This is a genomic window from Psychrobacter sp. CX10, assembly GCF_057621575.2.
The window spans coordinates 2,445,376-2,471,437 of record NZ_CM177736.1; the positions used below are offsets into that span (position 1 = coordinate 2,445,376).

Genomic DNA, 26,062 nt, shown 5'->3' on the forward strand with positions numbered 1-26,062 from the left:
TAATTAATGTTCGGTTTGTGAAGCAAGTGATAGGTAAACTATCGTTAGCATCATAAATACGAACGCCTGAAGAGTAATAATTAATATGTGGAAAATAGCCCAAGGTACTGATAATGCCCATTGAATCCAGAATGGCATTAAGGCAATCAATACAAAAATCAACTCACCTGCATACATGTTACCGAATAAACGTAGGCCAAGTGAAATTGGTTTAGCAATTAAGGTTACAAATTCTAAGATGAAGTTGATTGGGATTAAAATAATTTTTGCTATTGGGTTCTTAGCACTGAAGGGATGAAGCGTTAGCTCCCCTACAAAGCCGCCAATGCCTTTTTCTTTAATGCTGTAATATATAATTAACGCAAATACTGAAAATGACATACCTAATGTAATGTTAGGATCAGTAGTTGGCACAATCTTAAAGTATACATGATGTGGATCATATCCCATAGCAGCGCCAATTTTTTGCGCCAATACTGGTATATAATCGATGGGTATTAAATCCATCAGGTTCATCAAGAAAATCCATACAAATATAGTTAGCGCTAATGGTGCGATTAATTTTGATGTGCCACTGTAAGAATCACGAACATTTGTATCTACAAATTCAACAATCATTTCAATCGATGATTGTAATTTACCTGGTACGCCTGAGGTTGCTTTTTTTGCAACAAACCAAAATAGCGCACAGAACAGAATACCCAAACCGATTGACCAAAGCATTGAGTCTAGATGGATGGCCATAAAGCCCATCTCACCAGCTTCTTGAGCGGTATGAGCAACTTTCCAACCTTCGCCAGGTAAATAGCCAAATGTCCAATTGGTCAAATGGTGAGCGATATAATCAGTCGAGGTTATTTCAGATGCCATAATCTTAGCTTCTTATCAGAGTGTGTTAACCAATAATTTAATTAGCAAAAAATATTTATAAAAACTTTTGGCTAATTAAATTTTATATTTAAATGAACATTTATTTGTTTAGATATTAAGTGCTTTGTACAATAATCTAATAGTATATATATAGATTTAAGATGTGAACTGTCTTAATTAACGCTTGTTTTAAAAATGCTGAATAGCTTTAAAAGCGCTTATAAAATATGTTCTCATCATACACTAATTCTGCACCAAATTAACAACTATTATAGTGTTCATTACTGTGAAATTTGATATAAGCAAAACGTATAAACTACTAAAAACTATAATTATTATAATATAAAGCGGTTACTATAAACCTTATCAGGCGTTCGTTAAGCAAATTTCCATAAGGCTACAAAGTGTGCAAACTGCATTACTAGGAAACCAGCTATTACCATCGCAGGCATTAACGACTTAACAGTCATAAATACCACACCAAATCCTATCAGTATGATGACCCACTTTATGATCTGCCCAAGGTATAACTGCCCGACTATATTGTGTTTTGATTTAGCACCCGTGTATCTGAATACAAACCAAATAAACACGGTTAGGGCTACCCAATTAATTAATGCGCCTAAAGCAACACTTTTGGTAACTACAAACCCAGTATTTATAGTGTTTGCCGCGTCACTCCGATAGAATAAGATATCGATTAAACAGGCTACTATTATAATTAAGATAAGAACACTGGTTCTTATCTTAGATTGTCGTCGTAACTTAAGTCGTTGTTGTTGTATTCTTTCAGACGCACGTAATGGCGTTTTTGAATGAGATGGCATGGCATTTCTACAATATAAATCGCCGACTATTATAGTGATGGCTTTATAGTAAAGCAAGAAAAAAAACAACCTTTACTGAATAATTTTTATGAGTATCTATGTAAATGATAGAAAATGAGACAGTATTTAAGCCGGCACTACTTTTAGGGCTGCTTTGAAGGCCTGTCAAAGACTTATTTAAGGTTTGTTCTAAGGCTCGACTGCAACTCAATTGCAGCATAGCCACTTTGAATTAGCCACTTTGAATTAGCCACTTTGAATTAGCCACTTTGAATTAGCCACTTTGAATTAGCCACTTTGATTTATACACGCATTGATATCTTTACCTAAGTTAAGCCAACCTGATACAAAATCAGTGGCGTCGCTCATATCTTCTTGCTGTACGGTACTTACCACAGGTCCTAGTTTTGCGAGCGCGCCATCATTATTAGAAGACTGTAAAATCATGCACATTTTCTCATGAGGTTTATTTTGCTTGAGCCAATGGTATTGTCCTGCTTTGGGCGACATATGATGGTCAGCTGTTAAAGCGCCTATCATCTTGAGGTTCAAAGTGGGCTCTATGTAGCCATAGGCATCGTGATAAGCCCAGTAAGGCTTTTGCTTTATGCTATTGGATTTTACTTTAGCCACTGCGGCATTCATATCACTTGAAAACTTTTGTACATTTTGTAAATAGGTTTCTTTATATTGCGGATTAGCGCGACTATAGATAGCCCCTAATGCGCGTGCAATCGCTTTTGCATTCTCAGGATCTAACCAGATATGGGGATCCATCGTGCCCTCTATTTTTTGACCTTGTACATCACGCAGTGGCAACCGATTAAAAGCGTTTAGCTTAAATAAACTGATGGTATTATTGCTTTTGGACAGTGGTTTAACTAAATTTGATTCAAGCGCTTCACCGAACCACACTACATAGCGACTGTCTTTTACCGTTTTAAATCCAGTAGGACTTAAGCTGCCATGATGCCCTACACTACCAGCGTTTAACAACAGTTTACCTGAGGGTGCGCCTTGAGTCACCGCTTCACTAATTAGAAATAACGGGTAGTTACTTATCGCAATTTGGGTTTTATTACGTATGTGCTCAGGTACGTCAGCTACTTCGCTAAGGTCCAGTTTTGAGACATGACCATACCCTTTGACATTTTGACTGTTAAGTTTACTTTGACCATGATGCTGTTCATAAAGGTGATCTGTATGATTATGCTCTTCTGTATGCTCATGATGAAGCGAGTGTTCATGATGATCTGAGTCTTCGGCTGACTGCGTTGCCGCAATTGCTGGGGCAGTTAGAACGAGTGATAGGCATGACACAGCTAAAGTCGTCCATAATATAGATATTTTGTGCGCAATACGTGGCGGATAGGGTGTGTGTTGAGTCGTCGGCATAGTCGTCGATATAGTAATCTGCATAAGGCACTCTACTTTGTTTAAATTTATAATTAAGCGATTTAATTTTTATACTACTTTATATATGATTTCTCATAAATGGTTTCGCATACTCTAATGATAATCTTGAATTTGATATGTTATACTATAACATTAAAACAGTTAAGAAGTTTTTTTAGAATGTTGTATTTTTAAATACCCTTATCTTTCAAATACCGTACTATTAAAATTTAAAATATTTAAACCCTATATCAAGGCCCGTAATGTCTATATTAGATAACCATACTGATGATTGTCACTCTGCTTTACACGGCGATAGCACTCCGCATGCTCATGATGTTCATGCATTAACCTCCGATGATATTGCACGTCGTATCCAAACCGCAAAACAATTATGTGCTGATGAAGGTGTCAGGTTTACCCCTTTAAGACGTGCTGTGTATCATTTAATATTAAAATCAGACAAACCTCTGGGCGCCTATGATTTGATCCAAAGTTTGCAAGATAGTAGAGCACAAGAAGCCGGCGAAAAAGCGAAGCTGGTCGCACCCCCTACCATCTACCGAACGTTAGAATTTCTATTAGAAATCGGTTTTATTCATCAATTAACCTCAATTAATGCGTATGTACCCTGTTGTCATCCCCGTGATGAACACAATGCCGTGTTTTTAATGTGTAAAGACTGCAAACGCGTTCAAGAGTTCAGTGGTATGCCGGTTCAAAACATAGTCAGTTATGTCAAAGAAGAAGTGGGGTTTAGCGTAGAGCAAAGTATTATGGAACTAAAAGGACTGTGTCAAACCTGCGCAAATGCTGTGTCTGCAACAGAGCTTACTGATCAGCTTGGTGTTGAGAATGTTGATCAGATTGATGGTCGTTTGCTGATCAGAAGGGGACTTAACTGATGTCAACTGCTTCTGAGTCCACCTCCTCAACTTCAGTTGTGTCTAACGCTGCGTCTGACCATCCAGCGTCTATTCGCAATCTTGACCCCTTATTAACCCTGTGTGACGTAGGATTTGAAGTTGATAGGCAGGCGTCAAAACCATTTAAACCCTCTTTTGCTAATGTTGCCTCTCCAGCATCTGATGGCTCTCAAGCGACTAACGCCTCTGGGGCAAAGAATCTTAGCGGTTGGTTAAAAGGCGCACGCTCAGCTAAATCAGTATCAAAGCCGTTAGCATCAACCTCGCCCACAGTCTTATTAAATAATATTAATCTAGAAATTCTTCCGCATGAAAAAATAAGCGTCATTGGGCCAAATGGTGCAGGTAAATCGACACTGATGAAGCTAATTTTGGGCCTAATTAAACCAACTTCGGGCCAGCTTAAACGTCATCCTAATCTTAACCTTGGTTATGTACCTCAAAAATTTAACGTGCCCGCTATTTTGCCACTTCGTGTACAAGATCTTTTGCATCAAACAATCAAAAGACTAAGCACACATGAGCAAAATTTCTTGTATGATCGTTTGTCAATTGAGCCTTTATTAAAAAAACAGGTTATCCATTTGTCAGGGGGAGAGACTCAGCGGGTATTGTTGGCGCGTTCATTAATGACCAAACCCAATTTATTAATTTTAGATGAACCCATGCAGGGCCTAGATCCTGAAAGTGAGCGATGGTTGTATGAATTTATCGATGATCTGCCACCTTTTTTACATTGTGCCATGGTTGTGGTGTCGCACGATTTACATTGGGTCATGCGAGGCAGTAGACGGGTGATTTGTTTGAACAAGCATATTTGTTGTGAAGGTCAACCCAGCGACTTAGGGGTATCAAATGAGTTCAAAAAGCTGTTTGGTCATCAATACGAACAGCCTTATATTCATAAACCTCACGAATGCCATCATTTAGAGCCCAGTGAGTCTACACATATTTCTTAGCTTTGATTTTTATACAGTTTTTTAGCACATTTTTTTAGCACAGTTTCTTCATAGTTTATAAACAGAGCTCTTTAACATAGCTTCTTAGGAACAATTGATCATTCATCGTTGCCGGAATTGACCCATTATGCCAACTTTCTTTATACAATGGCTAGAAATCATTGCTCCTGCTTGGATAGCTGGTAGTGTACTGGCACTTTTATCCGCACCGCTTGGGTGTTTGGTACTATGGCGCCGTATGGCATTCTTTGCAGATGCCTTGGCACATGGCACATTATTTGGCGTGGCGCTGGCAGCATTGTTTCAAATGCCCTTCGCTATTGGTATCACCCTTGTGAGTGTATTAGTGGTGATGGGGCTTATTTGGCTTGATGACGAACGTTTGCCAAATGATGCGGTTTTAGCCGTGGTATCAGTTACCATGCTCTGTTTTGGGCTGTTAACCTTAACGCATCTTACCCAAATGCAATCAAATGTTTTGGGTTATTTGTTCGGCAATTTATTAGAAGTGAGCTGGGGCGATTTGCCAGTATTGACGGTTTGTGTCGCTATTGGTCTCGCTTTTTTAATCTATATCTGGCGTGCTCAAGTTCTGTTAGCAACAAATCGCGAATTGGCACAAGTTGCTGGAATAAACGCAGCATATCAACGCATATTTTTTATGGGTATATTAGCAGGCTTTTGTGCCTTGGCACTCCAAGCTGTGGGTAGTTTGCTAATAAGTGGCTTGTTAATACTTCCTGCCTTGACCGCTCGCCTATTCGCCCATTCTCCCAAGCAAATGGTCATCATATCGGTTATTTTGGCACAAGTAGCGGTTACAGCTGGTGTATGGGGCAGTGTGCTATTGGACATTCAAACAGGTTTGGCCATTGTTCTAGGACTTGCATTGACTTTTATAACTGCATTTAGCTTGACACGTCTCTCTTAACTCTTTCACCTCTTTTTAGTAACCTATATGACAGCCATTTAGACACCCATTTATACACCCATTTTGATACCCATAAGGCCATCTTATGAATTCTATCGAGTATCCGCCCACACAGATAATTACTGACGATGGTATCGTTAATATCTTGCAGCTGACAGATCTTCATCTTTATCTGGACCCTAATACTGAAACATCTGGTATCAATAATCAGCTAAGTTTCGAGGCCTGTTTGACCCAAGCACTGAGTGAGAATAAACGGTGTGACCTTATTCTGCTCACAGGGGATTTGGTAAATGAAGTCCATTTAGAAATATATGACCGCATCTATCACCTATTACATCAAACTGGCATCCCCTTTGCATGGATAGCAGGGAATCATGATGTCACGGACGAAATTGGTTCTAAAGCATCTTTTGATCAGCGCCAATTTATCGCACGTAAGCCTGATGAGCGATTGCTTTCGCAGCACGTAATCATGGCAAATAACTGGAAAATATTATTGATTGATTCAAGCGTGCCCGGACAAGTGTATGGCAATATCGGTACTGACAATATTAAGTGGCTGCACCATAATATTCAAAGCAGTCATTATCCTGTCATCATTGCAATGCATCATCACGTGCTATCAATGAATTCTGCATGGATAGATAATCATATTGCGAAAGATGCAAACGCCTTTTGGCGTATGGCAGAAAAGCATTCTAATCTTAAGGCGATTGTGTGCGGGCATGTGCATCAACACCAAGATTATGAACATTTAGGAATAAAGATGTACACCACGCCATCCACATGTTATCAATTCAAACCTAAGGAAGATAAGTTTGCTATTGATGAACACGCAAAACCCGGTTATCGCTGGATAACCTTATGCCGTGAGGGATTGCATGACAGCCATATTCAACGCATCAATCGATAATATAAACGCCATAACATAAATGCTATGAACTCTAATGGTTAGGGGGTGTCCATTTGGTTGGTGAGGCTAAAAATGAGATAGATTTTTGCTGATCAAAGTAAATTTTACAGAGAATATAGATATATTATCTAAAAATTTGCAAAGATTAGCGAGAATATAGCCATATTTTTACCATTTATCTTAGGAGTACCGATTAGGGACACGTCCTAATAGTCAAAAAATTAGTTCTGATGGCTAAAGCTGCGGTGTGATACGGGTTATATATAATGATAACCTATAGTCAGTGAATTACTAAACGGTTATGCGTTAACCTCACTAAGTCCTCAGGAATAGTAATTGCACTCGGTTATCTTGTAATTATTTTAGAGTTCTTTGACTATAATTAAATTAAATATCGAAGGTTTGCGAGACCGTAGTATTACGATACAGTCAATATATAATTCTCGCATATGTTATAAAACTATGATATAAGGTTCAATGATTTTCAGCACCCTAAAATGAAATGGATAGGATATAGGAAACTGTGATGAGTCAAACTACTACTGACGACCTGCTTTTTAAGCCTTATGAAGCAAAAGCTGATGAAGAATATATGTCAGATGAGCAGCTAGCACACTTTGAATCAATGCTTAAAGCATGGAAGCAACAACTTGTAGGTGATGCTGACCGAACGAAAAGTTACATTCAAGATGAATCTGCCTCTTTATCAGATACGAATGATCGTGCAACTCAAGAAGAAGAGTTTGCCTTAGAGCTGCGTACTCGTGATCGTGAACGCAAGCTTATTCGCAAAATTGATAAATCGCTGGGAGAGATCAGCAGCGGTGATTATGGTTTTTGTGAAACCTGTGGTGTTGAAATTGGACTTCGCCGCTTAGAAGCACGACCTACAGCTACTCAGTGCATTGATTGTAAAACGTTGTCTGAAATTAAAGAACGTCAAAACTGGGGTCATTCTTAAGATCTACAGCAGTATTTAAATGTTCGTTTTCTTACCTGCTAGTGACGCCCTTTGTTTATGATCATACCTACTTCTGAACGGCCCACATCTTGCCCTATTTATCGGCCAGTTGTGGGCCGTTTCGCCCCCTCCCCTACAGGTGAGCTGCATCTAGGTTCGCTAACCACGGCTATTGCAAGCTATTGTCATATCAAGTCTTTGAATGGTCTATGGTTGTTGCGGATTGAAGATACGGATCATCAGCGCTGCGATCCTAGCTTTAGCCAACAGATATTAATAGATTTGGAGAATTTAGGACTGCACTGGGATGGGGAGATATGGTATCAATCCGAGCGTGAAGATATCTATAATGATATGTTGTTTAATGTCTTAAACAGACGGGTGTATGGCTGTAGCTGCTCTCGTAAACAATTAAGTGGCCATGAGATATATCCTAGATATTGTTTGCCTTTGCGTAATTCACGTACCCCTTTTAATTTATCCACCCCTTCTACAAGCACCTCGTTTTCTATAAACGCATTATTGCAGGATTTTTCATTGCAAGATTCGTCTTTTCATGACTCTGAAATGGGGCCTGAATTGTCAATAAAGGGGTTAAAAGCGCGTATTCAATTGCCTAATTATATCATTGGGTTTGTGGACCATCTTCAAGGCATGCAGTGGTCTAACCCTCAACAGACGTTGGGCGATGTGGTACTGCGCCGAGCAGATAATATTTTCAACTACTTCTTAGCAGCCAGTGTGGACGATGGCATGCAGGGCGTCTCTCATGTGATGCGGGGACTTGATATCTTACCGATGACCACAGCTCAAATAAGCATTATGCAGTATTTAGAGTTACCCGCCGTCGAACACTGGTATCACTTGCCGTTAGTAGAAAACGCGCAAGGTCAGAAACTATCTAAACAAAACTTAGCCACACCTATTGATACCTCAAGTACAAAAAAGTGTCAGACACTTATTCAGCTGTCTCTTCAGTTATTGAAGCAGCCCCCAGTTGAGGTTGATGCGCCAGAGATTATGTTAAGTCAAGCTGTAAAACAGTGGACTAACACGCCGCTACGCAATAAGCAGTGCTTGGGTCAAATTTAGTTTGATGTTGCACGGGTTTACAGCCAGTTGTTAGCCATATGTTCTACAGCTACCCTCTATATTCTTAATTGCTCTATTCTTGATAACCTTATACTCAATTGTTCTACTTTTAATTGCTATATTGTAAAGGCCTCTATATTTAATTGACATATAGCTATCAGACCTTAATAGTTTCGGCAGTACTTGCCTGGTATCTGTGGACTCTTCTTATGAATCTTGAGCAATATACCCACCATAACCAAACTGATTACGATAGACGAGCCGCCATAACTAAAAAATGGCATAGTCAACCCTTTGGTCGGCATAATGCCCATATTCATACCCCCGTTAATCATGACCTGACCAATAAAGATAACAGCAAACCCATAAGCGGTATAGCTCAGTCGCATTTGTCTATTTTTTAGAGCAATGTAGCTGATGCGCATGGCGCTAATAATAATAAGCGCTTCCAAAACCAATACGGTAAGTACGCCAATCAAACCCAGCTCCTCACCTGTGATTGCCAGTAAGAAGTCCGTATGCGCTTCTGGTAAATGCGCAAGCTTCTGCACACTTTCGCCATACCCTACCCCAGTGACCTCACCGCGACCAAATGCGATCAAACTCCGCGCAAGCTGATAGTCAGAGCCTTGAATGTCATCAAAGGGATCTAAAAAGGAGGTCACTCGGCTCATACGATATTCTTGAAAGATAACTGCAAATGCGCCAGCTACGAGCCCCATAAATAGCAGAAATAAAGACTGACTCCATGGCGCGCCAGCGACAAAAAATATGGCTAAAATCACACCTACAACCATCACTAGTGACCCAAAGTCCGGTTGTTTTAAAAATAAGATAACCAATAAGAATATGAGCGCACCCATACGCAGGATGCCACCAATACCTCGTCTAACCTCATTACCACGGCGTACCACAAAGTCTGCAGTGAAAATGACCATCACTAATTTAACTAATTCGGCAACCTGAAAGTTAAAAGGCCCAAACTCAAGCCAACGTTTAGAACCATTAATCTCGTCACCGAATATAAGGGTAGCTACCAGTAGCAGTAACATGGTTAGTAGGCCCATACCCAGCCAAGTCATATCGTAAAACATGCGTAGTGGGATGACTTTATAGGTAAACCACCCAGCGATAATTCCGACCGTAATATAGGTTAATTGCCTATCAAAAAAATGAAGCTGCTTCATATCGTGCATGTTAGCAAACGGTATAGAGGCAGACGCCACCATGACTAGACTTAATACCAGTAAGCAGCACACACTAGTTAGTAGCACGCTACCTGCTGATGGCAAAGAGAATAGACTGGTGTTAGAAGGGGATTGTTTTAATAGAGCATTTGGAGAATATTTAGTTGCTGAGGTATCTTTAGCCATAGGGTGTCAACTGTACTTAAACTATTATAAATTTACTGATATACGATAAACATATTACTTATAGTGCCAATCTCATTTATACCACTAATCATAACGATTCATACGTTATTATTAGTTCGTATTAACTGGTACGTTTTAATTGATAAGATATATAAACCTCATTCTCAACACATTGCATAGGCTAGCGTGGGGTGTATATAAGTTATCTATTATCTTACAAGACATATTAAGCCTTAAGCTGATTAACAAGCTCACAAAAATGCTCACCACGTTTGGTATAGCTTGGATATTGATCAAAACTAGCACAAGCTGGTGATAATACCACGGCAGTAATTTGTGACATACTGCTTTGTATTAAAGCTTGAGCTTTTGTCATCGCTTTATCTAAATTATCACAAAAATGGATATCCACACTATCTAATAGCTTCGCTTCATTCAAATGCGATTCGATAATTTGGGCATCTTCACCGATTAAGACCACTTGGCTCACATATTTATTAATCAGTGGTGAAAGCTCACCAAAGTTTTGGTTTTTGCCTTGTCCGCCTAATATTAACAATAACTTCGTTTTACCTTCATTTTTTGTCGCATAAACCGACCCTAAACCTGATATGGCAGCCATTGTAGAGCCGACATTGGTACCTTTAGAATCATTGTAATAATCTACACCATCAATATTCGCCACAAACTGACAACGATGCGCTAACCCATTAAATGCTTTAAGCGTCTCTAGCATACTTTCCATAGGAAAATTAGCAAGCTCACCAAGGGCTAGAGCAGCTAGAGCATTAACTAAATTATGCTTACCTTTGATGCTAAGCTCATTTGCATTAATTAGCTTGGTTGTGCCCTTCGCCAGATAAAGAGAGCCCTCGCCTTCGGTAATGATGCCATACTTTCCCAAATCTGGCGCATTAGAGCCAACACTTAGGCGCGGTATATTATCTGCAATTAATGGGCGAGACAGGGGGTCATCACGATTCACCACGATCGACTTAGCGCCTTGAAATATACGATGCTTGGCTTGATGGTACCCTAGCATATCGCCATGACGATCTAAATGATCAGGAGACATATTAAGCACAGTGGCTACTTTTGCACCTAAATTAGTGACGGTCTCTAATTGAAAGCTAGATAGCTCTAATACTACCAGCTCCATGTCGTCACCCAGACTATCATCATCCAACATGCTTAAGACTGGCACACCAATATTGCCACCCACGCCCACTTTAATGCCTGCATCTTTAGCCATTTCACCCACTAAAGTCGTCACGGTGCTTTTAGCATTTGATCCCGTAATAGCAATAATAGGTGCATGGCAGGCATCTTTGAACACCTGTATATCACTTACAATAGGAACGCCTGCTTTAAGGGCTTGAGCGACCTCAGGAGTACTAAGCGCTACGCCTGGACTGATAATAATACGTGCAGCCCTATTGAGTAAATCACCATCAATAGCGCCAAATTCCCGAATAGTAATGTCTGATTCTAATTGATCAGCGAGCGCCGGTGTCTTATTGCCATCTGTTACCGCTACCGTATAACCACGGCGTGACAAATAATTTGCCGTCGCTAATCCAGACTGCCCAAGCCCAATAACGACTTGTAGACCACTGCCTTTTTGTATAAGTGAATCAGATGCTGACTTCTTTATAGTATTAGCATCAGTTGGATCATTATCTATCGATGTGTTTGTTGCTCTTATTTTTGATTGAGTCATACTCTGGTCGGTACTCATAGTCTTTCCTTATCTCTGTATTGTGATATGATGCACCCATTTTTGACGCAATAGTTAACATACCTTGCGATATTACGGTAATTCATATTTATAGACATCGTTATTTAATGTTAAAATAGCCGATTAGTGGTCGCAGGTTAGCAGCTATATAGAATAGAAATATAAACTTAAAATCTAACTTTATTCTACCATGACCCAGCCGCAATGAGCTTAATTTACAAGATCATTCGCGTTAAATACTTTATCAATTTCGATTTATTTAGTCAGTCAAGGACAAAATGTGATATGCATTTTGGGTAATGGACTGGCATTTATTATTAAATCACACTCTATATTGAGCACTTTAATACAGATATGCACATGGCTTAAGTTGCTCTTTATAAGATGATATTTGTAGTACGTTTATACGTTATAAGCATATTTTTTATTAAATCAGCATTTAAACCTAGGGGCTGTATAGAATTGATTCATGGAACTGGCAGAGCAATGCTTTGCTCGAGAACCGTTCTCAAGGCTAATGCTAAAATTGCCCCAAACGTTGTTGTAAACCTAGTTAAAGTCCAATACGCTTCGGGCATCATCAGCGGTTTACGCCTAGTTTGGAACACAGCTTGGATTAATTGGTAGCTATCAGTAATCCTAATTAAGCAATTCTATACAGCCCCTAGTATGTTCAGCACCCTATTTTATAACCTGACCTAAAAGCAGTCGACTCAAATACTATGATAGTACCTTCTTTAAATACGATTCAAGACGAATGGTTTTCTAATATACGCGGTGATGTATTATCTGGCCTAGTGGTAGCACTTGCTCTCATTCCAGAAGCCATCGCGTTTTCAATTATTGCTGGTGTTGATCCAAAGGTGGGGCTATATGCCTCTTTTTGTATCGCTGTGGTGATTAGCTTTGTCGGCGGTCGTCCTGGTATGATTTCTGCAGCCACCGGCGCTATGGCACTGGTTATGGTAACTTTGGTGGCAGAACATGGATTACAATATCTATTAGCAGCTACCTTATTGTGCGGGGTCATCCAGTTCATTATGGGGGTGTTTAAGCTTGGCAATCTGATGCGATTTGTATCGCGTTCAGTGGTCATAGGCTTCGTCAATGCATTGGCTATTCTAATTTTTGCAGCTCAGCTCCCTGAATTAAACCCAGCGGTTGATCGTGTGGGATTGCCTGTCTATATTATGACTGCGACAGGTCTGGCAATTATCTATGGTTTTCCGCTTATTCCTAAGATTGGTAAAATCATTCCCTCACCTCTAATCTGTATTGTAGGCTTGACGGCAGTTGCGCTATATATGGGCCTAGATATCCGTAATGTGGGCGATATGGGTGAGCTACCTGACACGCTGCCGATGTTCTTATTACCAGATATTCCCCTGACATTAGAGACGTTACTCATTATCGCACCATACTCAATTGCGCTTGCCGTGGTTGGTCTACTTGAGTCGATGATGACAGCCACTATTGTGGATGATTTGACGGACACGCCCAGTGATAAAAACCGCGAGTGCCGTGGTCAAGGTATCGCTAACGTAGTATCAGGATTCTTTGGCGGAATGGCCGGCTGTGCCATGATTGGCCAGTCTGTTATTAATGTTAAGTCTGGTGGACGTACCCGTCTTTCTACCTTTATTGCAGGTGTGGTGTTATTAATTATGGTGGTGTTCTTGAGTGACTGGGTGAGCCAAATTCCAATGGCGGCTCTGGTTGCAGTCATGATCATGGTATCAATTGGTACGTTCAATTGGGAATCCCTGCGCGAATTTAAGACGCATCCCATGTCATTTAACGTCGTCATGCTTGCCACAGTACTTACTACAGTGTTTACACATAACTTAGCTTATGGTGTATTGGTAGGTGTGTTACTTTCTGCGTTATTCTTTGCCAATAAGATTGGTCAATTCTTAAGTATCGTTAGCGAATATGATGAAAGTACGCATACCCGTTATTACTATGTACATGGTCAAGTTTTCTTTAGCTCGACCACGCAGTTCTTAGATAGCTTTGATACTAAAGAAGCCTTAGATAAAGTCGTTATTGACGTCAGTCATGCCCATTTTTGGGATGTTACGGCTGTCGATACTTTAGATAAACTGGTGATACGCTTCCAGCGCGAAGGTATCGATGTTAAAGTTGTGGGATTGAATAATGCTAGTCGCACGATTATCGATAAATTCTCAGTACATGACCGCCGTGACATTGGTTTACTTGACTAGTTTCATATAACAACTAGCACATGAATACTTTTGAATAACAGTATTTACATAACAACAGTACGTCTGCATGGAGGCGTTGAGTAGCATTGTTACTAATTTATTTAATATCCTATTCAGGTATTGCCTGAGTGGGATTTTTAGTTTACGTTAAACATAATTATACCGATATGAGTATGTCATATGAGTAATTTAAAACCCAATAGTGTTATTGCTTGTCTTGATTGTCCAGATCATGTGCAAGCGGTATTAAACGCCAGTATGTGGGCAGCTAGAATATTACAACAGCCTATTGGGCTACTACATGCGGCGCCTAGTGTGCATCATAAGTCAGCTATTGACTACTCTGGTTGCCTGATGGCTGATAATGGTCAACAGTTACTAAATAAAATTACGATAGAAGAACGTGATGCTAATGGTAAATTGCGCGATCAAGGCCGTTTGCTACTCGAACAAGCCACCGCTTACTGTCAGCAGCATCAAGGCCGCTATGAGCATATAATATATACACTACATCGTCATGCCTCAATTGCACAAAGCCTCGACTATGTTGACGAATCGGCGCAACTAGTTGTTATCGGTCATCATGTTACTTGCAAAGATACCTTATCACAATTAATTCGAGCCAGTCGTTGCCCTGCCCTAGTCACCCACGAGACTTTTACCCCACCAAAATCAGCATTATTCGCCTTTGATAACAGCCCTACCTGTCTTGCTTTACTAAAATGGCTGTCTGATAGCGCGCTTGTACGCAATCTTTTCATACATGTGGTGATGGTAGCAAACGATAACGAACGAAATAAAGATGCCATACGTGAAGCTTATGCGCGTTTAAAGCAGGCAGGAATTAAATGTAAAAAAGCCCTAATCCAAGGTCATGACATTACCGCTACTTTACTTCATTATCAGCAGCAGCATGAACTAGATATGCTGATAACGGGCGCATTTGGTGAATCAAGATTACATGAGTTTTTACATGGTAGTGAAACTAGAAAGCTATTAAAAGCCAGTCAAACCCCTTATTTACTGTATCCGAAGATGTAGTCAACATGAGTAAGATAGATTGATAAAGTGTCGTTATCAATTAAACAAGATTGTAGTCATATTGGTGAGCTTATTATTAAACTCACCTTTTTTTATAACTTTTATCTTAGTGTTCACAAATTGCTAACTAACCGCTAACTCTACAAGCGTAAACTTGTTTATAATAATTTGGTTATTGCTTAATATGGTGCACGCTATTTTGGTGCACTATTATTTAATACGCACTGTCTTGATGCATTTTTTAGCCCTAAAAGTGTCCTCCCCCTTCATTTTTGGTTGGCATAATTCTTGAATCAATGACATCAAAGCAGATAATTCAATTATTGTATTAACAAGCAGTTTGTTATAACAAATCAAACTCAAACAATATCAAAATCATTTACGAGGAATACCTATGAAATTGATTACAGCTGTACTAAAGCCATTTAAATTAGATGATGTGCGTGAAGCCTTATCTGAAATTGGCGTAAAAGGCGTTACTGTCACAGAAGTTAAGGGTTTTGGACGTCAAAAAGGCCATACCGAATTGTACCGCGGCGCAGAATACGTTGTGGACTTTTTACCAAAGGTAAAAGTAGAAGTTGCGTTAACCGATGAGATGGTTGAGCCTGCTATCGAAGCCATTACTCGCATCGCAAGCACGGGCAAAATTGGTGATGGTAAAATCTTTATCTCCCCACTCGAGCAAGTCATTCGCATCCGTACCGGTGAAACAGGTCCTGACGCTATTTAAGCTAAAACTAATTAGCGTCACTATCTAAGCCTTAAATCTAAAGTATTTGGTACACACTAAATAAAAGATGTTTAGGTATAAAGATAAGATGCGCTATTTTGAATGTATTCCAAGGGGGAATTAACGTGGAAGATAATTTAAACTATATTTTTCAATTGCAGTATGCTTTAGACACTTTTTATTTTTTAATATGTGGTGCATTGGTCATGTGGATGGCAGCGGGTTTTGCCATGTTAGAAGCGGGTTTAGTCCGTTCTAAAAACACCACAGAAATCCTAACTAAAAACGTTGGCTTATTTGCCATTGCTTGTACCATGTATATGGTATGTGGCTACCAGTTTATGTATGGCGGTGGTTATTTCTTAGACGGTATAATGGGTGGTGAAAGCGTTGTAGCTGATGCTTTAGCTTCTTCAGCAGAGGAAGGCTTTGACGGCGGCTCAGTTTATTCTGCTGCTTCGGACTTCTTCTTCCAAGTGGTCTTCGTAGCGACCTGTATGTCTATCGTTTCTGGTGCAGTTGCAGAACGTATGAAGCTTTGGGTATTCTTTGCATTTGCGGTCGTCATGACTGGTTTCATATATCCTATGGAAGGTGCATGGACATGGGGTAGTAAACCTGTATTTGGGCTTTTCTCATTAGCTGACTATAATTTCAAAGACTTTGCTGGTTCAGGCATTGTACATTTAGCCGGTGCAGCAGCAGCTTTAGCAGGTGTTATGCTATTAGGTGCTCGTAAAGGTAAGTATGGCAAAAATGGAGAGGTTCGCGCTATTCCTGGCGCTAACTTACCCTTAGCAGCCTTAGGTACCTTTATCCTTTGGTTAGGTTGGTTTGGCTTTAACGGTGGTTCAGTACTAAAGTTAAGCGATATTGCAAACTCTAACTTAGTAGCGATTGTATTCATGAATACAAATGCCGCTGCCGCTGGTGGTGCTATTGGGGCCTTAATCATTGCTCGCATCATCTTCGGAAAAGCTGATTTAACCATGCTACTTAACGGTGCATTAGCAGGTTTGGTTGCAATCACTGCGAGTCCTGATACGCCAACACCGCTATTAGCAACTGTGTTTGGTATGGTTGCTGGTGTAATCGTTGTTCTATCTATCCTAGCGTTAGATAAGATGAAAATTGATGATCCCGTTGGTGCTATTTCAGTACATGGTGTGGTTGGCTTCTTTGGATTGATGATTGTTCCAATTACAGCAACTGGTGACAATAGCCCTTCTTTTCTTGGACAGTTTTTTGGAGCAGCGACAATCTTTATCTGGGTATTTGTAGCAAGCTTAGTAGTATGGGGCATTCTAAAAGCTGTGATTGGTTTACGTATTACTGAAGAAGAAGAGTACGAAGGTGCTGATCTTTCAGAGTGTGGTCAAGAAGCTTATCCTGAGTTTGTTAACTAAGCTAAGTTTATTAACTAAGCATAAGTTTGTTAACTAAGTCTGACATAATTAACAGACCAATCTAACAAATAAAAGGAGCCAATATGGGCTCCTTTTTTTATACGTTATTTCTTTGTAAATATTTAAAGTCTTATGCATTTATCCACTGCACGATACGCCCTTCTAATTCATCTTCACTAACTGACAGCTCACTCACACAGCGCCCTGCTACCCCTACTCCTGCTTCACGCATACCTTGCTGCGTAACTACCGCATTTTTGGTTAATAAAAGATGCCACTTTGGTAAATCAAGTCCCAAATATAAGCGTTTGTAAGCGCAATTTTCAGGAAGCCACATCATATCTTTGAGTTTGTCATAGGTTAATGACACACATTCAGGAACATAATGATGCCGTTTAAGGTAGTTGGAACAATAGCCTGTGTCGCAGTCTAGAAGTTTACAGGCGACGTCGGTATACTCTACCAAATAGGGGGCATTGGGATCATCCAAAAACTTCTCTAAACAACAGCCGCCACAACCATCACATAAGGCCTCCCACTCCGCTAAACTCAGTTCATTAAGTGGGTGTTTTTCCCAAAAATTTTCTCTTAACACCGATTTGGATTCTTGTGGCGGGTTAGATTCATCGCTATTGCTCAATCTATCTCCTTTTTAATTTTTTAATATATGAAATCGCTATCATTGTATTGCTTAATGGGGGACAGACCAATTGATTCAACACCAACTATAAATCTTTTTATGATGACATAGCGTAAAACTTGTTCACATTTCTTCAATCGAATCTATAAATAGTCTTTGTTATGTTAAGAGGTGAAATAAATAATAAAGCTAATAATAATATTAACTCTAAACTATCGATAGTTCTCATATAATTGGGATTAAAACAAAGATATTCAATAATTCAAACCCTAACTATTTACTAAAAACACCTAATAATAAAGGATACGATTATGGACATTAAGACTTATGAATTAAAAACCACTGCAGACTATGGTATGGAACTGATTAGCTATGTGGCACTTCCTGAAGGGGCTACGGATGACAGCTCAATTCCAGGTATCTTAGTCGCACCAGAATGGTGGGGCGTGGTTGAACATCCGCGTGAAACCACTGAGCGTTTTGCAAAAGCCGGTTTCGCTGCAGTTGCGATGGATGTATATGGTGAAGGCAAGTTAACCACAGATGCAGCACAAGCTAATGAGTGGATGACGCAGATGTTAAACGACCAAGACAAGCTAATGGGTCGTTGCCGTGCAATTTTAGATGATTTTGCTGATCAGCTTCCAGTTGATAGAAACCGTCTAGGTGTGGTTGGCTTCTGCTTTGGCGGTAAAATTGCGTTAGATATGGCGCGTGAAGGCATGCCATTGAAAGCAGTGGCGACTTTCCACGGTAACTTATCTCCTAAGCAGCCGGCTAAAAAAGGTAAGTTTAATGCCGAAGTACTGGTAGCGCATGGCCGCGACGACAGCATGGTATCAATGGATGATGTGGAAAACTTAAAACAAGAGTTAGACAATGCGGACGTGACTTACACTATTGACGTGTATGACAATGCCAAACATGGCTTTACCAACCCAAATGCTGACAAACGTGCTGCAGAAAACGATGTTGATTTAGGCTACAACGAAACAGCTGCTAATGAAAGCTGGATTAAGATGATTGAATTTATGCGTAACCAATTAGACAATCGTTTTGATGCTTAATGGATTGGTTTTATCCTTAAAATAATCTACAAAATATGATAAAAGGCTGATACACGTTTTAAGTGTGTCAGCTTTTTTTATATTACCTCAACCTGAGCTTATTAGTGCAACAATCAACAGCCGTCATTTCCAGTAGAATGGTGTAGAATTAGGGTTAATCGAATTCCGTTAAATTTAAGTGAAATATCCATGAGCCAATACAACATTCAAAAGCCCAACAGTATCCAATGGTTTCCGGGTCACATGAACAAAGCCCGTAATGAGATTAAAGAAATCATGCCCGATATGGACGTGGTGATTGAAGTCATCGACGCGCGTATTCCTTACAGTAGCGAAAACCCGATGGTTGCCGCCCTTCGTAGCAATGAGCAAGGTAGTCAAAAACCGGTTATCAAGATTTTGAACAAAGCTGACCTTGCTGACCCGATACAAACCCAAGCATGGATTGACTATCTAGAACAACAAGACCAAGTTAAAGCTGTGGCGTTTGACGACAACAAAGCCACGCAGGTAAAACAACTCACTAGCATGATAAAAAAGATGATGCCTAACAAGGTCGGTACGGGGCGTCAAATTAAAGTGCTGATTATGGGGATTCCAAATGTCGGTAAATCGACACTAATCAATGCCTTAGCAGGGCGCAGTATTGCCAAAACTGGTGACGAGCCAGCCGTCACTAAATCACAGCAGCTGATTAAAATTGATGACGACATCATGCTCTACGATACCCCCGGCATGCTATGGCCAAAAATTGAAAACCCCAATTCTGGGTTTCGCCTTGCTGCTACAGGCGGCATTAAAGACACTGCTTTCGATTTTGATGATGTTGCCAGTTATACCGCCGAATATCTGCTTAAAGCCTATCCACAGCTGCTAAAAGAACGCTATAAACTAGACAAATTACCCGATACCGATTGGGATTTTTTTGAAGCAGCGGGTCGCAGTCGTGGCTTACTTAAAAAAGGTGGCGTGGTCGATATCTACCGTATGGCAGAGATTCTGATTAACGAGTTGCGCAGCGGCACTCTAGGACGCATTACTCTTGAAACGCCCGTCATGCGCGTGGAAGAAGAAAAATTTGTTGAAGAGTTGCGTGCCAAAGCTGAGGAAAAACGATTGGCTAAAATTGAAGAGAAAAAGCTGCGTAAGAGACGGGCGAGAAAAAACCGGAAGTAATAAATCGAGCTAGATTGATTTACATTGTAGGCTGTGAATGTAGCCGAGCGGCTTTGAGTTACGGTTTAGTAGCTTTTCCTGCTTTTCGCTACTATCTTGGCGTGCACTGAGGCGTGCGCAATTGGCAACTGCCGTTCCTGCGCCACGATACCGCCACTTGCCAAGCGCACGCATCTCAGTGCTTTACCAAGTATATTCGCTCCAATCAGGGCTAGCGGTTACATCGTGTTCTTATCACTATTTATCGTGGTCTGGTCTTCCTACAATAAATATATGATAGTAATTTCAATTGATGTATAGATATTTAAAAAAACTAAAATTCATAAAAACATTAAATTGTTTCAAGGAAAGTTATTCATGATTGGTAAAATTGAAAGAGTTGCTCTACGTGATATATGGCGCCATGAAGCTTATGACTTTACCACTTGGTTAAGTCAGAATATCGACATATTAAATGAAGTTATTCATTTTGAGATTCAAAATGTAGAAACTGAAAAATCAACAGGTAGTTTTTCCGTTGATATTACTGGTGAAGACCCGTCAGGAAATATGGTCATTATTGAAAATCAGTTAGAGAAAAGTGATCATGACCATCTGGGTAAACTGATTACTTATTTAGCTGCTTTTGATGCAAAAACAGCTATTTGGATAGTCGCTGATGCAAGGCAAGAACACATACAAGCAGTTAGCTGGTTAAATGAGAATAAAGAAACGAATTTTTATTTAGTAAAAGTTGAAGGGGTGCGAATTGGTGACAGCCATCCTGCTCCCTTATTAACAACCCTCGTAGAACCCAGTGAAGAGCTTAAAAGAGTTGGTACTGTTAAAAAGGAAAACTCCGAAAGACATAAGACACGGTTCGAGTTTTGGTCACTATTACTTGAACGATTTAAAGACTCTAGTTCCTTATTCCAAAATATATCGCCTACACAATACAACTGGATTGGAACTAGCTCTGGACTAAGAGGCGTTAACTATACTTTTTGGCTAAAAAAGGATAGCGTGTCTATTAAGCTTTATATCGATAGAGGCAAAGAAGCAGACGAAGAAAACATCTATATCTTTAATCAATTGATTGCTCATAAGGAAGCTATTGAAGATAGATTGAATTTTGAAATCAATTGGCTAAGGCTAGATAAATATAGAGCCTGTATTATTGACAGTGAGGTTAGCTCTGGAGGATGGCAAACGAAACAAGAGGACTGGAATATTGTTATTGATGAATCTATTCAAAGAATGATAATTCTCAAAGACACTATCCAACCGTATATAAATGCAATTAAAATGTAAAACCACGTAATAGTAAAACGTATCCAAGACCCCCATATAAAACACTATCTTTATCAATACAAAGCTCTATCCTATGACCCAGCCAACCGCTAACGCAACAACCGAAAATAAAACTAATCCTGATACGCAAACCTTCAACCATACTCCCACCGAACTCAACAGCTTCGCGCCCCGCATCCTAAACTGGTTCGATACAAACGGTCGCCATGACTTGCCATGGCAACAGCACCAAACCGACACGCCGAACCCTTATATCGTTTGGCTGTCCGAAGTCATGCTCCAGCAAACCCAAGTCACCACCGTTATCCCTTATTTCAAACGCTTTATGACCTCGTTTCCAACAGTGCAAGATTTAGCCAATGCCGACTGGGATATGGTTGCCGAACACTGGGCAGGGCTTGGTTACTATGCGCGTGCCCGCAACTTGCACAAAGGCGCCAAACAACTGGTCGAAATTATTGAAGAGACAGGCGACTTCCCACAAACCGTGGCAGGTTGGGAAGCCATTTCGGGCGTGGGTCAATCCACCGCTGGCGCTATCGTAGCAATGGGCTTACATGGCTATGGAGTGATATGCGATGGCAATGTCAAACGTGTGATTACCCGCTGGGCAGGTATCGATGGCGATATCACTAAGTCGGCGACCAATAAACAGCTTTGGGAATTGGCTGAACGTTTGACCCCGAAAGACGCCCCGACACACGAGAGCGGTCATTATGCGCAAGCGATGATGGATATGGGCGCAACCCTATGTACTCGGCGCAATCCAAGCTGCGAGGTTTGCCCTATTCATGCTGACTGTATTGCTTATGCCGAGAATAAACCAGAGTTTTATCCAGTTAAAGCCAAAAAGAAACCGAAGCCTAGCAAGTTTAGTAATGCCCTACTCCTGCGCAATCAGTCAGACCAGTTATTATGGTTACAACGTCCCGACAGTGGCATCTGGGGTGGGCTTTGGGTATTGCCGTTACAGTTTGAGAAAAAGACACAAGGTAAGAAAGTAGTTGCCACATCCGCAGAAGATTCGATTTATGAGAGTGAAAACTCGGTTGCCGAGCAAATTATCGATAAATGGTTAGCTGATCATAGCTTGCGTGCCGACTCTATTACCGATGGCTTATTCGCAGCCGCTCCGATTAAGCATACCTTGACCCATTTCCATTGGTATCTTCAACCGCAAACGCTTGCTTTAAGCGCTAAGCAAACCAAGCAATTAACACAATTGCTTCAAGACGCAAATATTAACTTGAAGTGGTTATCTGCTACTAAAGCACAAGAAACGCTTGGTCTACCCAAAGCGATGGTTAAGGTATTGGATACGCTTAACGCCCGAAATTAAGGGCTGAGAGCTGAGGTTAAGGCGTCCCTATTAAAAACTATTTAGAGGTCGTTAGCTTAGCTAAGTTATCCAATATGTTATCGAAGTAAGCATTGTTGGTATCGGCAAAATGCGGTTCATTTGCAAATATAACTTCAACAGGCTGAATGCTATTGGGGTGGGCGTCCAAATCCTGTTGTGAGATACCTTTACCTTTGTAAATATAATTACTAATCGTATTCATATTAACCTCAAAATGAGACTGGCACGCTAAAATCCAAGTGTTTCGTTGTTTGTGGTTTTGTGTTTGGTAGATAAAACCTTGGTTTGGCCAATGCTCTGAAGTAGCTAAGGGTATCGCACCTTTTGGGCATTCAAACCCATCTCCATGCCACTCAAAAGTTGTAAACTCAGTTGGCAGTCCTACTACTATTGGGTGATGTTTTGCCTGCTCGGTGAGTGTCAGTTTGGTCCAGCCAATCTCTTTGACCGCTATAGGCCCAACCTTTGCGCCCAACACTTCAGCGATTAGCTGTGAGCCAAGGCACATGCCAATGATGGTTTTACCAGCATCGCACGCTCGTTTAATAAATGATTTTTCAGCAGTTAACCAAGGGAATTTATCAGTATCATAAACGCCCATGGGTCCACCCATAATAATTAACCAATCAAAGTCATCGATATTGGGAAATTCATCGTCTTTATACAGTCGTGTTTGGGTTAAAGTATGATTATTGCGCTCTATCCAATGATGGATTGAACCCAAATGATTCATATCATTGTGAAACAAGGCGTGAATACGTAAAGACATGATAATCCTTAGGTGATAAATTAGTGATACTGTTTTTATTAAATTCTAAACTCAAACAGGAGTTTTGCATAATTACTTTGCAAGAACAGGAGATCACCATGCACATTGCAATTTTAACCGTAACCTTTTCCCTACCCGGCTGTGCCTCGTTAAAAGAGAAACGCTCTCGTGTTGGCGGTCTACATCAACGTTTTGGCAAAAATCCAGCGGTTGCGGTTTGTGAAAGTGGCGAGCGAGATCGGCATGATGCTAGTGAGTGGTCGTTTGTCATCGTCCAAGTCTCCAAACGTGAGGTTGAATCTACGTGTGCTCAAATTGAAGACAAGCTACAAGGTATAGTAGACGGGCGGATTATGAATATTGAGAAGGAGTTTATCTAAGGATTTTAACTAAGCCTTATAGCTATTATGCAAGTAGTAATATTTAACTCATAACTTTTAATTGACCACGGTATGAGCCTTGCTGCTTTTCGCCGAGGGACGAGGCACGGCCATAGTGGCTTAAAATAGACTCAGCTTGTACCGCATATTTCTCCCTTATTAAAGACCCCCGATGTTAAGGCTAACCTTGTCAGTTTAAACCCCACTCAAAGTTTAAAAGAGTGTCAACAGTGTGTCTCTATACGCTCACGTTATAGTTATGTTATTAAACCCATAATTTTGAGGTCAGGACTGGGCTTGATTATCGACTTTGACACAATTTGTTGATAGAGTAATTTAATACGATTAGCACTGTTTTGAACTGCCACTCTTGATTATTGATATTTTTATTACCATTTTTTTATCGAAAGCTTTGTATGAGACCTAAATCATGATGAAAGTCACTCAACCTATTATAAATAATAAAAACACTTCTACTCTATTAAAAGGCGTTGCGGTTCTAGGCCCAGCTATCCTTCTTGCAAGCTGTGTTAGTAAAGCGCCTGTGCAAAATATTCCTGTCACAACCCCAACGACAAAACCTGCACCTGTGGTTATTGTGCAACCGCAGCAGTCCTCGCCGCAGCCGCCACCTAAACCACAGCCGCCCACATCCTATAACAGCTTTGCTAATTGGAAATCTGACTTTACCATACGCGCCATTAGTGAAGGCTACAACGCGAATGATGTGCGCCGTTTGCTAGATACTGCACAATTAAACTATCAGGTTATCTCTCTTGACTCCAGCCAACCTGAGTTTTCCAAGATGCCTTGGGAGTATGCAGATTCAGCGGTTTCAAGTGGCCGTGTGAGCCGTGGTATCAGTAAGTTTAATCAAGAGCGCTCACTGCTTAATCGTCTTGAAGCTCAGTATGGTGTCGATGCAGATATCATTGCTGCTATTTGGGGTATGGAATCATCATTTGGTGCGGTAACGGGTAATAGCTATATCCCAAGCTCGCTTGCCAGCTTGGCATTTGATGGACGCCGCCGCAACTTTGCAGAAGAACAATTGATGGCACTTATGACGCTGCTCCAGCGCGGAGATGTCTATCAGTCTCAGCTAAATGGATCTTGGGCGGGCGGCATGGGTCAGACTCAGTTTATCCCTGCCACTTGGCTTGCACATGGCGTTGATGGTAATGGCGATGGGCAGCGTAATCCTTGGACCACTGCCGATGCTCTGGCTTCTACTGCAAATTATCTTAAAAATTCTGGATGGGTTCGAGGGTTAGCACCTTTTTATGAGGTGACCCTGCCGACGTCATTTGATTATGGCATTATTGGTCAGAAGCTGCCTGCGTCTACTTGGCAAGCAATGGGCATTACCGCGCTCAGCAATATGTATGTCGAGCCAACAACGCCTATGGAGCTTTGGTTACCTGCGGGTAAAGAGGGCCCTGCACTGCTATTAAGCCCTAATTTTGATGTGATTAAAGTGTATAACAATTCATCTAACTATGCGCTAGGGGTGAGCCTACTCGGACGGGCTATCTCCAATCAAGGCGGTCTGCGTACCCCGTGGCCTAGACATGAGCAGCCTCTATCCACGTATCAGGTTCGTCAGTTACAACAGCGTTTAACCAATTCAGGATACGATACTAAAGGTATTGACGGTATTATGGGTTCAAATACGCGATCTGCTTTTGCGCGCTGGCAGGCGGCGAATGGTCAAACTCCTGATGGCTTTGTGACCCAGCGCAGTGCTGCTTCTTTAATATGGTAAGCACTGGCGATTTATAGAAGACGCTTACAGGTTTATGAGCATTTATTATTAATTATTTATTATTGATCTTATTCAGCTTATTCAGTTAGGCGCTCAACTCTTATATTCAGCGCAAGCGTGATATTTTATAAATAGCTTATTATTTATCTAGCTAACTGTTTATCAAGCTAACTGCAAAGTGAGCAAGCTGTATTGCGGATTGTATTAACGATAGCATTGATG

The 26,062-nt window shown here is 40.6% G+C and carries 24 protein-coding genes; 16 read left to right on the top strand and 8 right to left on the bottom strand.

The window, feature by feature from the left end:
* Nucleotides 1-3: 3 nt before the first annotated feature.
* The 3 genes from atpB to AC21OH_RS09875 all read right to left on the bottom strand — a co-directional run bounded on the left by atpB (nucleotide 4) and on the right by AC21OH_RS09875 (nucleotide 3,116).
* Nucleotides 4-870: a F0F1 ATP synthase subunit A gene (atpB, locus tag AC21OH_RS09865; RefSeq protein ID WP_486536565.1), complete on the bottom strand. Its 867-nt coding sequence runs from the start codon at nucleotides 868-870 to the stop codon at nucleotides 4-6.
* Nucleotides 871-1,247: 377 nt separating this feature from the next.
* Nucleotides 1,248-1,697: an ATP synthase subunit I gene (locus AC21OH_RS09870; RefSeq protein WP_487370011.1), complete on the bottom strand. Its 450-nt coding sequence runs from the start codon at nucleotides 1,695-1,697 to the stop codon at nucleotides 1,248-1,250.
* A 288-nt stretch (nucleotides 1,698-1,985) separates the two neighbouring features.
* Nucleotides 1,986-3,116 (bottom strand): metal ABC transporter solute-binding protein, Zn/Mn family, encoded by a 1,131-nt coding sequence (locus AC21OH_RS09875; RefSeq protein ID WP_487370012.1) that lies wholly within the window; start codon nucleotides 3,114-3,116, stop codon nucleotides 1,986-1,988.
* A 239-nt stretch (nucleotides 3,117-3,355) separates the two neighbouring features.
* On the opposite strand from AC21OH_RS09875, the gene AC21OH_RS09880 reads away from it, so the two are divergent.
* From AC21OH_RS09880 to gluQRS, 6 genes are all read left to right on the top strand, one after another.
* The gene (locus tag AC21OH_RS09880; RefSeq protein ID WP_487370013.1) at nucleotides 3,356-3,997 is read left to right on the top strand and encodes a Fur family transcriptional regulator; all 642 of its coding nucleotides are present in this window, start codon (nucleotides 3,356-3,358) and stop codon (nucleotides 3,995-3,997) included.
* Nucleotides 3,997-4,977 (top strand): metal ABC transporter ATP-binding protein, encoded by a 981-nt coding sequence (locus AC21OH_RS09885; RefSeq protein ID WP_487370014.1) that lies wholly within the window; start codon nucleotides 3,997-3,999, stop codon nucleotides 4,975-4,977. The genes AC21OH_RS09880 and AC21OH_RS09885 overlap by 1 nt, the downstream gene beginning before the upstream one ends.
* 127 nt (nucleotides 4,978-5,104) lie before the next feature.
* Complete coding sequence (locus AC21OH_RS09890; protein WP_487370015.1) at nucleotides 5,105-5,908, top strand: metal ABC transporter permease; 804 nt, start codon at nucleotides 5,105-5,107, stop codon at nucleotides 5,906-5,908.
* A gap of 85 nt (nucleotides 5,909-5,993) precedes the next feature.
* On the top strand, nucleotides 5,994-6,824 hold the full coding sequence (locus AC21OH_RS09895) for a metallophosphoesterase (protein ID WP_487370016.1): 831 nt from the start codon (nucleotides 5,994-5,996) through the stop codon (nucleotides 6,822-6,824).
* Between the two features lie 526 nt (nucleotides 6,825-7,350).
* Nucleotides 7,351-7,785: an RNA polymerase-binding protein DksA gene (gene dksA, locus AC21OH_RS09900; protein WP_486536558.1), complete on the top strand. Its 435-nt coding sequence runs from the start codon at nucleotides 7,351-7,353 to the stop codon at nucleotides 7,783-7,785.
* Between the two features lie 57 nt (nucleotides 7,786-7,842).
* Nucleotides 7,843-8,877 (top strand): tRNA glutamyl-Q(34) synthetase GluQRS, encoded by a 1,035-nt coding sequence (gluQRS, locus tag AC21OH_RS09905; RefSeq protein WP_487370017.1) that lies wholly within the window; start codon nucleotides 7,843-7,845, stop codon nucleotides 8,875-8,877.
* Nucleotides 8,878-9,041: 164 nt separating this feature from the next.
* Here gluQRS and ftsW read toward each other — a convergent pair whose 3' ends face one another.
* Together ftsW and murD are read right to left on the bottom strand one after the other, a co-directional pair.
* Entirely contained in the window at nucleotides 9,042-10,250 is a 1,209-nt protein-coding gene (gene ftsW / locus AC21OH_RS09910; protein WP_487370018.1) for a putative lipid II flippase FtsW, read from the bottom strand.
* Nucleotides 10,251-10,476: 226 nt separating this feature from the next.
* Nucleotides 10,477-11,988, bottom strand: a complete 1,512-nt coding sequence (murD, locus tag AC21OH_RS09915; protein WP_487370019.1) for a UDP-N-acetylmuramoyl-L-alanine--D-glutamate ligase — start codon at nucleotides 11,986-11,988, stop codon at nucleotides 10,477-10,479.
* Nucleotides 11,989-12,710: 722 nt separating this feature from the next.
* On the opposite strand from murD, the gene AC21OH_RS09920 reads away from it, so the two are divergent.
* The 4 genes from AC21OH_RS09920 (at nucleotide 12,711) to AC21OH_RS09935 (ending at nucleotide 17,393) form a co-directional block, all read left to right on the top strand.
* On the top strand, nucleotides 12,711-14,213 hold the full coding sequence (locus AC21OH_RS09920; protein WP_487370020.1) for a SulP family inorganic anion transporter: 1,503 nt from the start codon (nucleotides 12,711-12,713) through the stop codon (nucleotides 14,211-14,213).
* 180 nt (nucleotides 14,214-14,393) lie between these two features.
* Nucleotides 14,394-15,254 (top strand): universal stress protein, encoded by an 861-nt coding sequence (locus tag AC21OH_RS09925; protein ID WP_487370021.1) that lies wholly within the window; start codon nucleotides 14,394-14,396, stop codon nucleotides 15,252-15,254.
* Between the two features lie 394 nt (nucleotides 15,255-15,648).
* Nucleotides 15,649-15,987, top strand: coding sequence for a P-II family nitrogen regulator (locus tag AC21OH_RS09930; protein WP_486536552.1), 339 nt, complete (start codon nucleotides 15,649-15,651; stop codon nucleotides 15,985-15,987).
* Between the two features lie 125 nt (nucleotides 15,988-16,112).
* A complete protein-coding gene (locus AC21OH_RS09935; RefSeq protein WP_487370022.1) occupies nucleotides 16,113-17,393 on the top strand; it encodes an ammonium transporter in 1,281 nt (426 codons plus the stop codon).
* 130 nt (nucleotides 17,394-17,523) lie between these two features.
* Here AC21OH_RS09935 and AC21OH_RS09940 read toward each other — a convergent pair whose 3' ends face one another.
* On the bottom strand, nucleotides 17,524-18,033 hold the full coding sequence (locus tag AC21OH_RS09940) for a YcgN family cysteine cluster protein (RefSeq protein ID WP_487370023.1): 510 nt from the start codon (nucleotides 18,031-18,033) through the stop codon (nucleotides 17,524-17,526).
* Nucleotides 18,034-18,344: 311 nt separating this feature from the next.
* Here AC21OH_RS09940 and AC21OH_RS09945 point away from each other — a divergent pair, with 311 nt between their 5' ends.
* Both AC21OH_RS09945 and ylqF read left to right on the top strand, forming a co-directional pair.
* Nucleotides 18,345-19,100 (top strand): dienelactone hydrolase family protein, encoded by a 756-nt coding sequence (locus AC21OH_RS09945; RefSeq protein ID WP_487370024.1) that lies wholly within the window; start codon nucleotides 18,345-18,347, stop codon nucleotides 19,098-19,100.
* Between the two features lie 276 nt (nucleotides 19,101-19,376).
* Nucleotides 19,377-20,276 carry a ribosome biogenesis GTPase YlqF gene (ylqF, locus tag AC21OH_RS09950; protein ID WP_491140421.1) on the top strand — a complete coding sequence of 300 codons (900 nt, stop codon included), beginning with the start codon at nucleotides 19,377-19,379 and terminating at the stop codon, nucleotides 20,274-20,276.
* Between the two features lie 9 nt (nucleotides 20,277-20,285).
* Here ylqF and AC21OH_RS09955 read toward each other — a convergent pair whose 3' ends face one another.
* Nucleotides 20,286-20,450, bottom strand: a complete 165-nt coding sequence (locus AC21OH_RS09955; RefSeq protein ID WP_487370026.1) for a hypothetical protein — start codon at nucleotides 20,448-20,450, stop codon at nucleotides 20,286-20,288.
* A gap of 183 nt (nucleotides 20,451-20,633) precedes the next feature.
* Between AC21OH_RS09955 and AC21OH_RS09960 the strand changes: the two genes are divergently transcribed.
* On the top strand, nucleotides 20,634-21,566 hold the full coding sequence (locus AC21OH_RS09960; RefSeq protein WP_487370027.1) for a DUF4268 domain-containing protein: 933 nt from the start codon (nucleotides 20,634-20,636) through the stop codon (nucleotides 21,564-21,566).
* Nucleotides 21,567-21,639: 73 nt separating this feature from the next.
* Nucleotides 21,640-22,905 (top strand): A/G-specific adenine glycosylase, encoded by a 1,266-nt coding sequence (mutY, locus tag AC21OH_RS09965; protein WP_487370028.1) that lies wholly within the window; start codon nucleotides 21,640-21,642, stop codon nucleotides 22,903-22,905.
* A gap of 37 nt (nucleotides 22,906-22,942) precedes the next feature.
* Here the strand turns inward: mutY and AC21OH_RS09970 are convergent, their stop codons facing one another.
* A complete protein-coding gene (locus tag AC21OH_RS09970) occupies nucleotides 22,943-23,695 on the bottom strand; it encodes a type 1 glutamine amidotransferase (protein ID WP_487370029.1) in 753 nt (250 codons plus the stop codon).
* A gap of 98 nt (nucleotides 23,696-23,793) precedes the next feature.
* Between AC21OH_RS09970 and AC21OH_RS09975 the strand changes: the two genes are divergently transcribed.
* Entirely contained in the window at nucleotides 23,794-24,075 is a 282-nt protein-coding gene (locus AC21OH_RS09975) for a DUF503 domain-containing protein (protein ID WP_487370030.1), read from the top strand.
* A 430-nt stretch (nucleotides 24,076-24,505) separates the two neighbouring features.
* Nucleotides 24,506-25,840, top strand: a complete 1,335-nt coding sequence (locus AC21OH_RS09980) for a lytic murein transglycosylase (protein ID WP_487370031.1) — start codon at nucleotides 24,506-24,508, stop codon at nucleotides 25,838-25,840.
* Nucleotides 25,841-26,062: the final 222 nt, after the last annotated feature.

Excerpts from the sequence above, each read along its gene's own strand:
- mutY (WP_487370028.1), top strand. The coding sequence starts at position 21,640 with ATGACCCAGCCAACCGCTAACGCAACAACCGAAAATAAAACTAATCCT.
- atpB (WP_486536565.1), bottom strand. The coding sequence starts at position 870 with ATGGCATCTGAAATAACCTCGACTGATTATATCGCTCACCATTTGACC.
- AC21OH_RS09945 (WP_487370024.1), top strand. The coding sequence starts at position 18,345 with ATGGACATTAAGACTTATGAATTAAAAACCACTGCAGACTATGGTATG.
- AC21OH_RS09890 (WP_487370015.1), top strand. The coding sequence starts at position 5,105 with ATGCCAACTTTCTTTATACAATGGCTAGAAATCATTGCTCCTGCTTGG.
- dksA (WP_486536558.1), top strand. The coding sequence starts at position 7,351 with ATGAGTCAAACTACTACTGACGACCTGCTTTTTAAGCCTTATGAAGCA.
- AC21OH_RS09870 (WP_487370011.1), bottom strand. The coding sequence starts at position 1,697 with ATGCCATCTCATTCAAAAACGCCATTACGTGCGTCTGAAAGAATACAA.
- AC21OH_RS09930 (WP_486536552.1), top strand. The coding sequence starts at position 15,649 with ATGAAATTGATTACAGCTGTACTAAAGCCATTTAAATTAGATGATGTG.
- AC21OH_RS09975 (WP_487370030.1), top strand. The coding sequence starts at position 23,794 with ATGCACATTGCAATTTTAACCGTAACCTTTTCCCTACCCGGCTGTGCC.
- murD (WP_487370019.1), bottom strand. The coding sequence starts at position 11,988 with ATGAGTACCGACCAGAGTATGACTCAATCAAAAATAAGAGCAACAAAC.
- AC21OH_RS09920 (WP_487370020.1), top strand. The coding sequence starts at position 12,711 with ATGATAGTACCTTCTTTAAATACGATTCAAGACGAATGGTTTTCTAAT.
- AC21OH_RS09925 (WP_487370021.1), top strand. The coding sequence starts at position 14,394 with ATGAGTAATTTAAAACCCAATAGTGTTATTGCTTGTCTTGATTGTCCA.
- AC21OH_RS09955 (WP_487370026.1), bottom strand. The coding sequence starts at position 20,450 with ATGCGTGCGCTTGGCAAGTGGCGGTATCGTGGCGCAGGAACGGCAGTT.
- AC21OH_RS09960 (WP_487370027.1), top strand. The coding sequence starts at position 20,634 with ATGATTGGTAAAATTGAAAGAGTTGCTCTACGTGATATATGGCGCCAT.
- ftsW (WP_487370018.1), bottom strand. The coding sequence starts at position 10,250 with ATGGCTAAAGATACCTCAGCAACTAAATATTCTCCAAATGCTCTATTA.
- AC21OH_RS09875 (WP_487370012.1), bottom strand. The coding sequence starts at position 3,116 with ATGCAGATTACTATATCGACGACTATGCCGACGACTCAACACACACCC.
- gluQRS (WP_487370017.1), top strand. The coding sequence starts at position 7,843 with ATGATCATACCTACTTCTGAACGGCCCACATCTTGCCCTATTTATCGG.
- AC21OH_RS09895 (WP_487370016.1), top strand. The coding sequence starts at position 5,994 with ATGAATTCTATCGAGTATCCGCCCACACAGATAATTACTGACGATGGT.
- AC21OH_RS09885 (WP_487370014.1), top strand. The coding sequence starts at position 3,997 with ATGTCAACTGCTTCTGAGTCCACCTCCTCAACTTCAGTTGTGTCTAAC.
- ylqF (WP_491140421.1), top strand. The coding sequence starts at position 19,377 with ATGCCCGATATGGACGTGGTGATTGAAGTCATCGACGCGCGTATTCCT.
- AC21OH_RS09880 (WP_487370013.1), top strand. The coding sequence starts at position 3,356 with ATGTCTATATTAGATAACCATACTGATGATTGTCACTCTGCTTTACAC.
- AC21OH_RS09980 (WP_487370031.1), top strand. The coding sequence starts at position 24,506 with ATGATGAAAGTCACTCAACCTATTATAAATAATAAAAACACTTCTACT.
- AC21OH_RS09970 (WP_487370029.1), bottom strand. The coding sequence starts at position 23,695 with ATGTCTTTACGTATTCACGCCTTGTTTCACAATGATATGAATCATTTG.